This is a genomic window from Prevotella sp. oral taxon 306 str. F0472 (genome assembly GCF_000257925.1).
Lineage (GTDB): Bacteria > Bacteroidota > Bacteroidia > Bacteroidales > Bacteroidaceae > Prevotella > Prevotella vespertina.
Genome location: NZ_AJIN01000008.1, coordinates 1 through 13,393 on the forward strand (window position 1 = coordinate 1; position 13,393 = coordinate 13,393).

Below are 13,393 nucleotides of genomic sequence, written 5' to 3' on the forward strand. Positions count from 1 at the left end.
GCATTGACCTGAAGCGTGGCATTAAAAGACTTGCCGCTCTTGGCAGTCATACCTTCCACTTTCACGGCTTTGCCTTCCACAAGGTCTTTATACTGGGCGTCAGAAAGGGTTACACCCTTGATTTCCTTGGGGATATTTACACGGTCAGCACGCAGGGCTATGATTTCATTGGTCTGCGGGTCAATGGAAACGTATGCAGAGAAAGGTTCGGCGTTCTTGGGTGTTACCTCGATGGTCTTGCCAAGATTACCCGTAGCAAGGAGTTGTTCCTTTTCTTCGGGAGAGAACTTGTAACCCATATAGGGAAAGTCAAGCTGTGGTTCTTTTCTCAAAGGATGAATTGCCAAGCCGACATTGTCGTTATCGTCCGTGCGGAAAGCAAGGCGGGCTTCGGTGTAGATAGTAGTGTCTCCAATAGGTACGGCAATCGTCAAGAGATTGCTCTTCTGCCAATTGAGCATCTTGTCTAATTCTCCACTCTGCTCCAATCTTTCACGGGAAAGACCGAGAGCGGCGAGTTGCTTCCAATCAACCTTCGACTCATCGATGGCAGTAGCATTCTTCTGCTGGGGCAGATAGTCCTCAAAGGGAACTCCAATCTCTGCCAGTTGCTGTTTGTTTTCGGGCTTCTCACGGCTTTGCAGCATGGTACGCAGATTGTCCACGCCCTGCTCCACATTGTCTGCCAATACCTTGTACAGTCCAAAATGAGTCGGGTTATTAAACTGTTTGAGGAAGTTGGTCATGAAGTTCTTCAGAAGTCCGTCCTTGCTGTTGAACTTCAAGAACGCTGCCTGATTGGCGGCGATGGCTTCAGTGGTTTTAAGGCCTCCCTTGTCGTCAATACCAGAAATTACGGAGAGTTTTCCCGCTTCCTTTTCATTCTTCACTTCCGTGCGGTCTTCCAGGACCAGCACATAATTGTCATTGTTATTTGATTCCATTGCTTGATAATTTTAATGGTGAATACTCTTATCAAGCAGCTAAATTATAGGTATATGAAGAGATGAAAAAGTTTTCGGGTAAAGTAGGAAATAAAAGGAATTTATGGGAAACAATCTATTATGTTTAGTTTATGGTAAAGCCTAAAATATCACTTTATTAGAATATAGTTTCTACGCCAGTTCGGGATAAGGGTTTGCTTAGAATAGTTCCAATTGCCTACTCTTTTCAATGCGCACTAGCAGTCCCTCGGGCTTATTCTCGAAGAAACAGTATGCAGCCAATGCCGCACAAAGATTCATGAGGAAGTTATGTACGGAACGATGGCGTGAGTGGACAAGGTTAGCCTTGTTCTTGAGCAGTTCGTTGATGCATTCTATTATATATAGCTTGCGGAGCATCATCTTGTTCCACAAGGGCATCATCTTGTTTTTCATGTTCGACTGAGCCCATGAACGAGGTGGATGCCTTGGTTGAAGAGGTTCTCAAAGAATTCTTGCTTGATGTACCCCTTGTCGGCAAAAACTTTGCCGTAGAGCACTTTGGTGAAGACCTTCCACACCCTAGGGTTTCTGTCATCTTCATTTGCGGGAGTTAGGCAGAACATGAGTACGTCGCCTATCTCGTTGCACAGCAGTTGCAGCTTGAGACCAGGGCACCAGCCCATCGTTCCCTTTTCGTTCTTGGTAAGTCCATCAAACACCTTGTTGAATTTCCTTCTCATGTTGTGGCATACTGGAATCATTGTACTGTCGACGAAACTAATGCCCATGCACTTTCCAAAACCTTGGATGCGCATGAAGGGTATCAGGTCGAAAAATACGCAGGGCATGAGTTCCACGAAACGCGTGTAGGACACGGCATAGAGGAAGTAGCTTGCCAAATGTTCCTCAATGAAAAAGAGGTAATAGTGCTTGAGGTTGCGGAATGAGCCAAAATGGTAGTACAGCAGGATGGTCATGATTTCGCTTTTGGACATTTGCCCTTTGCAGTTTCTCATTCGCTTATATCCCTAGTCCATGGGGCGATATGGAGATTTTTAGTTAATTCGGTATCTAAATTCTTGCAGAAGTCATCCAACACACAGAATATTTCAGTAACTTTATCAGTGGTAATCATCGCTATATATGTTTGTAAGTTGTTGATTTTCAATCATAAGGTTGCAAAATAATGGCGAAATTACCAACTTTTTAGGGAATTTACTTATCCCGAACTGGCATTATTGGAGGGAGCATCCGGTGCTTTGAGCATCTCGGTGAACACTCGTGCACTGGCAACAACACCCTCGAAGAGGACTTTGAGGAAGTGGAATTGTGTGGGGGGCTTGAACTGCCGTATGAAGTTGGAGAGGAAGTTCTGTTCATGCTCGGCGGTGGGCGATACTGTCTTCAGTCCGCCTTTCTCATCTGTCCCTGAGAGGGCTTTGAGATTCTCATCCTTGGAGTCTTTCATCAAAAGAGCTTCTTGATCTTTGATTTTTTCGTCCATCTTACAATGTATTTAATGACACCAATAGCGGTGTATGGGCAAAGGTAAATCAAAGAAACTGTGCATGTTAGCAGTTGGAAATAACTGCGTACTTGTGGCGTTGATATGGATGAAAGTGGCAAAAAGAGAGGTATGGATCAAACTCCATACCTCCATATTTTTCATTGATTAGGTTATTGCATAGACAGCAATTTGCAGTACATTCCGTTTTTTGCTGCAAGTTCTGCATGCGTCCCGTACTCTACAAGGTGTCCCTTGTCCATCACAATAATTTGATTAGCATTACGGATGGTTTGCAAATGATGGGCAATGACCAAGACTGTGCGATTTCGGATAAGGGAAGACATTGCCTGTTGTATCTTATATTCATTGACAGGGTCAACATTGCTTGTTATCTCGTCCAAAAGAATGATGGGAGCATCTTTGAGGAACGCACGGGCGATTGAAAGCCTTTGTTTCTGACCTCCGGATAATCCCAAACCGTTTTCTCCGATTTTTGTTTCATAACCTTCTGGCAGATTGATGATAAAGTCGTGTATCATCGCCCTACGTGCTGCGTCTTCGATTTCTTCCTGCGTAGCATGTTGATTGCCTACTTTGATATTATTGGCAATGGTATCTGAAAAGAGAATAACATTCTGCATCACCACACTGATTTTACCGAGTAAATAATCATAGTCCATTTCTCGAATGTCTAAACCACCGATACGGATACTGCCGGTCTGCGGTTCCCAGAAACGGAGTAACAGGTTGGTAATGGTTGTTTTACCTGAACCTGACGAGCCAACAAGTGCCGTTACTGTTCCTTCGGGAACATGGAACGTGAGATTTTTCATCTCAAAACCTTCCTTCTCATAATGGAAATCCACTTTGTCAAAGGAAAGATTGAAATGGGTTGCTGTTTTCGGCTGTTCAGGATTGGTGATAACAGGAGCATTCAATAAATGGGAAATGCGTCCGTAACTATCTTTTACCTTGATATAATTCAACCAATGATTCTCCATATTGACAAAAGGTTTGTAGAATTCTTTTGAGACGATGATAAACATTAAATAAGCGAAAAGAGAAAGTTCCCCCTGCTGTGTCCACCAAAGACCGATTGTAGCCATCAGAGCGAAAGCCAATTCTATCAGAAAAGTGTATCTGCCCACACTTACAGCTGCCAAACGAGAAATATTCTTACTGCTTTCACCAAATTCACTAACAGAGTGGTCGAGTCTGTCACGGAACATTCCTTTTCCTCCAAATACTTTCAAAACTGGGATGCCCTTGACATATTCAACAAAGAGGCTGACCATATCTGCCAGATTATCCTGTGATTCCTCCTGTGCTTTCATTCCCGAGCGAATACCCCGATACAGAGAAAATAGGGCAATGGGGAGAATGGCTACCATTGTCAATCCCATGCGCCAATCCACACAAAATAGTCCAATACCGAGTATTAGAGCTACAATGAAGTCGGCAGACATCCGTGTCCATAGATGTCCTACTACCATTTCCATATTATCAACGTCTTTGTGAATGATTGTACTTATCTCTCCCAGACGCTCATTGGTATAGAAGCCGAGTGAGAACATTTTCAGTTTCAGTATGATTTTCTCGCGGATACGTTCCACAAGATCAAATCCGGCAAAATGCTTACTCATATCGGCAATGGCATTGGATATGGTTTTCAAGACCAGCAGACTACCGAGTACCCATGCTGCCGAAATGAAAGAGATGCTTTCTCCATGTATATGACGGTCGATAAGAAACAAGACTGTGAGCATTACCGCCGTGCCACAAAGGGCATAAACCACGAAAAACAGTGCGGAGATAATTAGATGCCGAACTCCGCTAGCGGTCAATTCATTCAGTATATTGCGTACCATTCTTATTCCTCCTCTTCTTTTAATTGCCATTTACTTACTTGTTCTTGCGTTTCCGTCATATTGCGGTACAGAGAACAGTCTTTCATCAGTTCTTGGTGTGTTCCTTTTGACACAACCTGCCCTTTGTCCATCACAACAATACGCTCCATATCCTGAATAGTATTGAGACGGTGAGCAATGGTAATGACGGTCTTGTTGCGCTGCAATTCATCAAGAGCTTCTTGGATTAGTTTCTCATTCTCTCCGTCCAATGCGGCAGTGGCTTCATCGAGAATAATTATTGGAGAGTCTTTGAGCAACATTCGGGCGATGGAAATACGCTGTTTTTCTCCGCCAGAAAATTTTACGCCGGCTTCGCCTGCCAGCGTATCATAACCATTCGGCAAGCCCATGATAAAATCATGAATACGAGCACGCTCTGCTGCCATTTCCACTTCCTTTTGTGTGGCGGTAGGTTTTCCTATACGGATATTGTCCCGAATAGTTGTGTTAAAGAGAAAAACCTCCTGCTGTACCATCGAAAAATAATCTGCGATATTACGTTCGGAGAGTTCCGTAATATTCTCTCCTCCTAGTCGGATAGTACCTGTTTGAGGTTGCCAGAACCCCATCATCAGACTTGCCAGTGTGGTTTTTCCCGATCCGGATTCGCCGACGATAGCTGTATGACTTCCTTTCGGAAATTGAAGACATACATCTTTCAGCGCATTGTCTTCCTTGTTTGGATAGGAAAATGTAACATGCTCGAAACAAACATCCGTTTGTGTCGTATCCGTTTTCTTGTCAGCAGTTTCCTTTGTCTGTACCTCTGTAATGGACTGTACTTTTGCCAACGACTGACCATAGACGATTCGGAAATGTTGGAATGTTGCCAACTTAGCAAAAGAGGACGAGAACAATCCACCCAATATCAGGGCAAGAATAAAACGGGCTACAGTTAATTCGCCCGAACTCATCATCCATAGTCCAATAAGGGTCATTACCACGATACCACCTTCCAAGAACATCGTTATCAATGTCATGGGAACGGTAACGCTAAACATGCTCCGCTTTACCCAACGGATGTAGTCGCGCATACCACCAAGTACCCGTTCCGTTCTGTTTTCCTCGTTACTGAAGGCTTTGATTACCGATATGGTAGCCACATATTCCAAAAGGTCTTCCGACATTTTTTGCGTACTTTCCATAAAGTGTTGAAAGCTCTTTCCCCAAAGTGTTTTGACAGCCATTTGCAGAAGAAATGCCACAGGTAAAAGAGAAATGAGCGACAGCCCCAAACGCCAGTCTAACACCATAATGATTACCCAGAGTAAGGCTGGAAAAAGAGTAGCCGAAAGGATTTCGGGTAATCCATGTGCTAAATAAATTTCAATTTGTTCCACATCGTGGTTAATAATATTCACCAAGTCGCCAACTTTCCGTTCTTGAAAGAAACCGAGCGGCAAGCGTTGCAAATGACTTATGATACGCAACCTCAATCGTGTAAGGGCATTGTAAGCCGACCGGTGTGCGCGCCAAATCGAGGTTCCATAGAATACGCCTCGAAGCATTGCGAATAGTATCATTATTCCTCCAATACCCCAAACTATTATGGGAGGGAGCGTGCCATTTATCAACTTGTCCACAGCCCACACTACAAGCAGTATAGGGAGTGTGCCTAAAATAAGGTGCAATATAACCACAGCATTGGAGAGCAGGCTACGGCTCTCCCGTTCCTCATCAAGAGGTCTGACTTTTTGTTTATCCATATATGTGTCGTTTTGATTTTTTCTGTTGCAAAAGTACGGCAACAAACAGGGATAAAATAACCCCGATAAGCATTACACTGCCCCAAAACAACAATTTGCTCGCATATAAACACAACAGGGGTATAAGCGTGTATAATAGGGTTATTTATTTGCTCGGAAGGTAAGTACCTTTGCACAGAATCTCACAAACAAATATGATATGCCAATCAGCTCAATAGTCCATTTATACAAAAGAATGCTCATTGTCGGCTTTCTATCGTTGTGGTCTTTTCCTATGTTTGCACAACTGCAACCAACAGAAATAAAAGTTATTGATGCAGAAAATGGGAACAGTATAGAATTTGCCGCCGTACAATGGAAAGGTTTGAATGCTCCAACGTACACGAATGGTACGACTACAAACAGGAAAGGTATTGCAAAACTAAGTGCATCAAGTAATCAAAAACTTATGCTTATGGTAAGTTATGTCGGTTATCAGACCATTACCGATACGATTACTGCAAATGGGATGCGTTATACCATAAGACTACTCCCGGAATCAACAGAGCTGGCAGATGTAGTCGTAGTAGGAAAAACAAGAGCACAAATACTCAGAGAGTCGCCTGAAGCAGTTTCTGTAATAAATGCGAAAGAACTTCAAGGCAGATCTATTTCGTTAGAAACCGTTTTGAATAAAACCATAGGTTTGAAAGTTGGGCAGACCGGCGGTTTGGGAAGCAGTTCGAGAATTATCGTTCATGGATTGGAAGGAAACCGCATTCAAATCTTATGGGACGGAATACCAATGAGTACTTCTGACGGGGCTTTTTCTCTTGATGAAATTCCGATAGACATTATAGAAAGAATAGAAGTCTATAAGAGTATCATACCCGCCCGTTTCGGATGTGATGGATTGGGGGGAGCCGTCAATATCGTTACTAAAGAGTTTAGTACGGATTATTTAGATGCCTCGTATGAATTCGGATCTTACCAAACACACAAAGGAAGTGTCTTCTCTCGCAAGAATTTTCCAAAGAGTGGCATTCTACTCGGTGCGGGAGGTTATTATACATCTGCAAAGAATGACTACTCTTTCAGAGTTCCCGAGAGAGAAAATCTGTTGGTAAGACGTGACCATGACCGTTTTCGTTCGTATATGTTGAAGGGAAAAATTGCTTTCACGAAACTTTGGTTCGATGAGATTAGTACCGAGTTCGGGTATTACAATCGTTTCAATGAAATCCAAGGTATCTTAAAAAACATACAACATGCCGAAAACCAATCTGGAATGTTTATGTTGGAAAACAAACTGATAAAAAGCGGAATGCTGAACGACCGCCTTAATCTTGAGTCCCATTTCTCCCTTTCACATACAACAAACAATTTTGTGGATACGGCACGAGTTAATCACGATTTCGAAGGAAACATATATCCGAGTCCGAATGGACAGGGAGAAACAGGGGATGTTCCTCACAACTCGAATGACAAAGGATTGGAAATCAATGAACGTATCAATTTTGATTACAAGTTGTCCGCCAATCACAGTTTGAATCTGAACACACTTATTAACTACGCCAGAAGACAACCGAGCGACAACATTGCAAGTCAGCATGCAGGTTTTGTTATCGGAGGATTTCCCAGTAAAAAGACCAGTTTCATTTCGGGGTTGACTTGGGAGTCAAAACTCTTTGATAAGAAACTGACGAATATGCTCTCCGCAAAGTATTTCCACCTCCATTCCGAGATAGAAGATTTGACTTCATACGAGATGATTGAGGCTCCGAAGAAAAAGAACAATACGACCTCACAAATAGGCTGGATAGAGGCAATAAAATACGAGCCCTTCAGAGGTTTTCACTTGAAAGCATCTTACCAGCGGGCAATACGCCTTCCCAATTCACAAGAACTATTCGGTGATGGTATCATCACCTTTCCTGCAGCCGGATTGAGACCAGAGAAAAGCCACAACTTCAATCTGGGGTTCTTAATAGACAAAAATGATGTCCTCGGCTTATCGCGATTGCAGTTTGAAGTGAACAGCTTTTATATGCAGGTAAGCGATATGATAAAACTGATGAAACAACACATGGCAGCCGGATATGTAAACGCAGAAAAGGTACATATTAAAGGTATAGAAACCGAAATAAAATTGGACATATCGCCAACGGTCTATGCCTACGGAAATCTAACTTATCAGGATGTGCGTGATGTCTTGAACTATTTACCCGGTACCCAAGCCCCCAATCCGACAAAAGGATTGCGACTACCGAACATTCCCTATTTGTTCGCCAACTTCGGGGCGGAGTATCACAGCAACCGATTATTCAAGAATTGGTATGTCAAGGCTTTCTGGGACGGCAAATTTACTGAGGAGTTCTTCTACTTCTGGGAACTTACCGAATTACAGAAACGACGTATTCCCCGCAGTTTCGTCAATGACATAGGACTATTGTTGACCTACAAAAGCAAATATTCCATAGCCTTGGAATGCCATAATATAATGAACAAAGAAGTTTGGGACCAATTCCGCCAACCATTGGCAGGACGGACACTTCACCTCAAATTCAGATATGTCTTCTCAAAAGGAATTTTCTAATTTAACAAATATAAAAAGATGAATACAACAATTTTCAATCGTATAGCTTTTTCTGCTATGCTGGTCGGCTTCATAGGGCTGACATCTTGTAACAAAAATGATGAACCTACGCCTACTCCTCAAGAGGTGCAGCAACATTTCACCTTTGTGCATTATGTGGACAAAAGTGCTTATGTAGGGACATTCAGTGATTTGACTCCTCAAGCGACCGACAATAAGAAAGCATTTGAATTCGGGTTCGGTTGCTACCTCTTTGCTAAGGGTAATACAGTGCTTGTACCCGAAGGGAAATTCGGGGATAAGATACATAAGTTTACAAGAGGTGCCCATGGAGAACTGATAGAAGCAGGTACTATGACATTTGAACAGATGGCTCAACCCGGAGAAATTAACTTCGTTGATGAACAGCGGGCATACGTTGCTTTGCACGGACGTGGAAAAATTGCGTTAATCAATACTTCAACATTGCAAAAGGAAGATGAAATTGATCTCTCGTCTTATGCGGTTCAAGATAACAATCCTGATCCCGGCTGTAATGTCATCCGTGATGGAAAGATGTATGTTGCCCTCAATCAGCTCAATTCGCCTCATACCTCCGTACCGGGTACTGGAGCAGAGGTAGCTATCATTGACCTCAAGACGAAAAAGACTGAAGTTATCAAAGATAACCGCACAAGTGTTGTAGGATTGTTCCGCCATTCTGACGCATTCATAGACGAGCGGGGTGACATCTACTTTTACAGTGCGGGTAACAACTTCAATGTTGCCGATAAGGAAGGTTTCCTGCGTATCCGCAAAGGAAGCGACAAATGGGATAGCGATTATCTGTTCAACCTATCGAAGACAACCATAAAAGGAATAGGCAAAACAGGGCAGTATATGATTAAGTCTTTCTATGCAGGTAATGGTATTGTGTATAGTTGCGTGAAAGTAACGGATACAGAATTTGGAATACTCAAGAAAGACTTCCAACCTGTGAAAATCGACATTTGGAACAAAACCATCGAAAAACTTGATTTGCCAATGACCGATAGCAATGGCTCTTTTGCTATAACTCGCTACAAGGACTTCATCGTCTTTGGAATGATATGTAACAATGGTACGGGGTATTACACCTACAATACCAAGACAGGCGAATGCTCGCAAAAGCCAATTGTTACTGCCGTAGGAGTTCCTTCAAGTTTAGTCGCATTTGAGTAAACTCTCATTAAAAACATTTCTCATGGAGCTATTGGTTCTTTTTTGAGAGTAATACGGATAAAAACTTGCAATAATTCAAGTTTTTATCCGTGTTTGTTTGTAACTTTGCAAAAAGACATGATAAAATGACCATAGAATTTTGTGCAATTAATAAGCCTGAAGATTGGATGGAGATGGTTGCCGAACAATTTGGCACATCAGTAATAAATGATGGATTTACCATTCCTTCTTATATTGGTAGTGGATTCTTCAAACAATATTATCCTCTGCCATGGCTAACATTGACTTATATCAGTTTCGTAGCATACGAGCCGATAACTATGATACGTCGCTCGGTAGAAAACTCGAAATGGATTCCTGTCATGTTCTATATCAATGAGCATAAACACGAGCAGATAATTGGAACAAGTACAAAAACGGTCGGAGTGGACACGCTCGATGGCATTTTCATGCCTTCAAGTAGCATCCCGACTGAGTGGAGTTTTCCTCCAAAGAAACGATACGAAAATATTACACTGACTTTCAATAAGGATTGGATTGAAAAGATTGATGCAGCACATGAAACCTATATCGGTCGGCTTCTCCAATCGGACAAGGCTTTTTATTTGTTTGAGACCATTACACCTGCAATGCAACAGGTCTTGGATAACATTAAGTCTATAACTGAAATCGACAATCCTTTTTCAACGCTTCATTTGCATGGAAAAACTATGGAATTACTGACAATGTTCCTTGAAAAGCTCGAAAAACGTTCGGAAGTAAAATCTCTTGCCAACCTAAACTTGAATGATGTTGAATCAGTATTCCGTGTTCGTCGCCAGATTCTTCAAAGTCTCAGTAATGTACCGAGTATTCCCGAATTGGCGCGTGAAGCCAATATGAGCAGTTCCAAATTACAAAAGTGCTTCAAGCAGGTTATTGGAAAAGCCATCGCAGAATATGCCCTATCCGAAAAGATGGAATGGGCAAAACGACTGCTTTCCACTCGCCTCTACTCAGTGTCAGAAGTAGGCTATAAAGTTGGATATACTAACCTCTGTCATTTCACAGAGGCTTTCTGCAAATATCACAGGATGAAACCTAAGCAATATCTTGATTCATTATAAGTTTTACATAAATATTACTTGCATTTTGAGGGTTATTTTGCCCTAAACAATCTTTCAAACTTAGCCTGCAAAAACATCAGGCAATGAAAATAACGACATTTAAGTTTCATTTTTTTGCCGGAGTAACAATTTTATCATTGTCTTCTGGTATTTCTGTTTATTATTTAGTCGAACTCTTGTATGCTCTCGACACCTGCAATTGTATCAGTAATGGAGAAATTGGTATGGAGGAATTGGCACACACTCTCTGAAATCTTCGGAGTGGAGATAAAGAACTGCTACAACGTATATATGAATATAAAGCATCGCAAAGATGACAGTCGCACTTATTTTCTTGACGAACTCCGTGAAAAAATCAATAAGCGGATGGTGGGGAGCGACCTGAAAGGCGGCAAGTTCAAGAAGTAGTAAATCAAAAGGGAGATATTCCGACTCTGTAATATCTCCCTTCATTCATTCTTTGATAAGCACTTCCAACTTTTTGGCTATATCCTCTGAGGTTGGAAGCACTTGTTTCCGTATTTAATGCATTATGAGAAAATATGCTATAATATTAATATACTCAATTTTGAACGAAATCGTTGTGAGATTTACAGAGATCATACCTTTGATTCTTATTGGGAATAATCAAATCCATAATTAATAATGTATAGATGAAAGGATTACATTTTGATTAAATGAGCAAGCTTCGGATCATTCTTAATACGCATAATCTCTGAATCAACTAACGAGAGAATTTCTTCCTTGACCTTGCGATAGTTAGCTTCGATGCTCTCCTTTTGTTTATTGAGGCCATCTTCATTTTTGAAGTCCACTATCACTGGTATAGGCTGATATGCTTTCATTTCTGCTGATACCTTGGCACTGTCCACCACAATCTCTGCATGAAAAATCTTTTGGTCGATACGTTCATCGAAGTTATCGGATACTGCACCCACAAACATACCCTGAGTAAGGTTACTGATTTTAGAAGCCGGGATAAGGCTGTCCATTTGTGTGGAGATAGACGTAGACTTGTCATTGCGGTTGATGGTCATAGACTGCCGTTGTTGAAGTACTTTACCAAAACGCTCTGAAAGGGTCTTAGCTGTTTCTCCAACAACCTGGCCACTGAACACATTACCAACCGTGTTTTGTATCACCTTGCTCTCCTTGTCTCCATAATCACGGGTAAGTTGTGAGAAGTCCTGAAAGCCCAAACATACGGCAACTTTATTACTTCGCGCAGTAGCTATGAGGTTATCAAGTCCACGAAAGTAGATAGTCGGCAACTCATCGATAATCACCGATGATTTGAGTTGCTTCTTCTTGTTAATGAGTTTCACAATACGACTATTATAGAGTCCAAGAGCAGCTGAGTAGATATTCTGACGGTCGGGGTTGTTACCCACAACAAGGACTTTCGGCTCATTAGGGTTATTGATGTCGAGCGAGAAATCATCACCCGTCATCACCCAATAAAGAGCTGGCGAGATCATACGTGATAGCGGTATCTTGGCACTGGCGATCTGTCCCTGCAACTGGTCCTGTGCTCCACCCTCCCATGCGTCCATAAAAGGAGAAAGGTAGTTGGCAAGTTCATCGTAGGAAGTAAGTATCGGGAATATCTGTGCGTAGGGACGGTTGAGAAATTCGATGGCATGGGGAAAGGTGCAATACTTCCCGTCCTCATAGATTTTCAGAAACCAGATGATGGCAGCCAGCAAGATAATCGGTGACTCCACGAAGAAGTCTCCCTGTTTCTGAATCCACGAGCGGTTAAGGTTGAGCATGATGGTATAGGCACTCTCATAGGCATCCGATATATCCGTCATAAAGGCTGGATTGATGGGATTGCAACGGTGCGACTTGCGTGGGTCGTCGAAGTTTATCACATAGAACTGCGGCTTTACCTTATAGGCATCCAAATGATGGAGCAGGTGATTATAGGCTATCTCTGAAAGGTCAGGGAACTTATAATCATAGATATACATCGCAAAGCCCTTTTCAATCTGCTGCTTGATGTAATTGTTCACGATAGCATACGACTTACCAGAACCCGGTGTGCCGAGCACCATTGAGGCACGGAACGGATTGACCACGTTAATCCAACCATTGTTCCATTTCTTCTTATAGTAGAAGCGTGTAGGGAGATTGACGGAGTATTCATTTTCCATCAAGCGCGTTTCCTGCATGAAACTCTCGTTCTCCGTATTAAACACATCGTCCATCAGGTTGTTTTTAAGCAAGCGGCTCATCCATACACCTCCCATCAACAGGCAGATATAGCCAATGGAGAGCGTGAAGATATAGAGCGAAGCGGCACCTACCTTGCCGATGGGTAATACCAGCAGCCACCAATTGAGAAAGTAAAAGACAAAGCCTGAGAAAAGCACCGTCCAAATCTTTGGCCACGTGATTTTCTCCTCTTTCACGCCTTTTGTCCCAAGGCAGGACAAGGCAAGGAAAACCACACAAAAGAGT

7 protein-coding genes and 3 pseudogenes are annotated in these 13,393 nt (G+C 42.3%); 4 read left to right on the forward strand and 6 right to left on the reverse strand.

Features of this window, described 5'->3' with window-relative positions; all coding sequences use genetic code 11:
• The 5 genes and pseudogenes from HMPREF9969_RS00170 to HMPREF9969_RS00195 all read right to left on the reverse strand — a co-directional run.
• On the reverse strand, positions 1–944 hold a 944-nt coding region (locus HMPREF9969_RS00170; protein WP_036894404.1), incomplete at its 3' end, for a DUF3945 domain-containing protein.
• A 198-nt stretch (positions 945–1,142) separates the two neighbouring features.
• Positions 1,143–2,061 (reverse strand): annotated as a pseudogene (locus HMPREF9969_RS12340) (IS982 family transposase).
• A 102-nt stretch (positions 2,062–2,163) separates the two neighbouring features.
• Positions 2,164–2,430, reverse strand: a pseudogene (locus tag HMPREF9969_RS00185) (hypothetical protein); the annotation flags it as partial.
• Between the two features lie 173 nt (positions 2,431–2,603).
• Positions 2,604–4,301, reverse strand: coding sequence for an ABC transporter ATP-binding protein (locus tag HMPREF9969_RS00190; protein ID WP_036894412.1), 1,698 nt, complete (start codon positions 4,299–4,301; stop codon positions 2,604–2,606).
• 2 nt (positions 4,302–4,303) lie between these two features.
• Positions 4,304–6,049, reverse strand: coding sequence for an ABC transporter ATP-binding protein (locus tag HMPREF9969_RS00195; RefSeq protein WP_009433864.1), 1,746 nt, complete (start codon positions 6,047–6,049; stop codon positions 4,304–4,306).
• A 199-nt stretch (positions 6,050–6,248) separates the two neighbouring features.
• On the opposite strand from HMPREF9969_RS00195, the gene HMPREF9969_RS00200 reads away from it, so the two are divergent.
• From HMPREF9969_RS00200 to HMPREF9969_RS12345, 4 genes and pseudogenes are all read left to right on the forward strand, one after another.
• Positions 6,249–8,624 carry a TonB-dependent receptor gene (locus HMPREF9969_RS00200; RefSeq protein ID WP_009433871.1) on the forward strand — a complete coding sequence of 792 codons (2,376 nt, stop codon included), beginning with the start codon at positions 6,249–6,251 and terminating at the stop codon, positions 8,622–8,624.
• An 18-nt stretch (positions 8,625–8,642) separates the two neighbouring features.
• Positions 8,643–9,824 (forward strand): hypothetical protein, encoded by a 1,182-nt coding sequence (locus HMPREF9969_RS00205; protein ID WP_009433863.1) that lies wholly within the window; start codon positions 8,643–8,645, stop codon positions 9,822–9,824.
• Positions 9,825–9,949: 125 nt separating this feature from the next.
• Positions 9,950–10,930, forward strand: a complete 981-nt coding sequence (locus HMPREF9969_RS00210) for a helix-turn-helix domain-containing protein (protein WP_009433869.1) — start codon at positions 9,950–9,952, stop codon at positions 10,928–10,930.
• Between the two features lie 164 nt (positions 10,931–11,094).
• Positions 11,095–11,338 (forward strand): annotated as a pseudogene (locus HMPREF9969_RS12345) (RteC domain-containing protein); the annotation flags it as partial.
• Between the two features lie 254 nt (positions 11,339–11,592).
• Here the strand turns inward: HMPREF9969_RS12345 and mobC are convergent.
• Positions 11,593–13,393, reverse strand: a 1,801-nt coding sequence (gene mobC, locus HMPREF9969_RS00220; protein ID WP_009433865.1) for a conjugal transfer protein MobC, incomplete at its 5' end; no start/stop codon positions are given.

What these genes read in the sequence shown, in the direction of transcription:
- HMPREF9969_RS00190 (WP_036894412.1), bottom strand. Translation starts at nt 4,301, where the DNA reads ATGGTACGCAATATACTGAATGAATTGACCGCTAGCGGAGTTCGGCAT.
- HMPREF9969_RS00195 (WP_009433864.1), bottom strand. Translation starts at nt 6,049, where the DNA reads ATGGATAAACAAAAAGTCAGACCTCTTGATGAGGAACGGGAGAGCCGT.
- HMPREF9969_RS00200 (WP_009433871.1), top strand. Translation starts at nt 6,249, where the DNA reads ATGCCAATCAGCTCAATAGTCCATTTATACAAAAGAATGCTCATTGTC.
- HMPREF9969_RS00205 (WP_009433863.1), top strand. Translation starts at nt 8,643, where the DNA reads ATGAATACAACAATTTTCAATCGTATAGCTTTTTCTGCTATGCTGGTC.
- HMPREF9969_RS00210 (WP_009433869.1), top strand. Translation starts at nt 9,950, where the DNA reads ATGACCATAGAATTTTGTGCAATTAATAAGCCTGAAGATTGGATGGAG.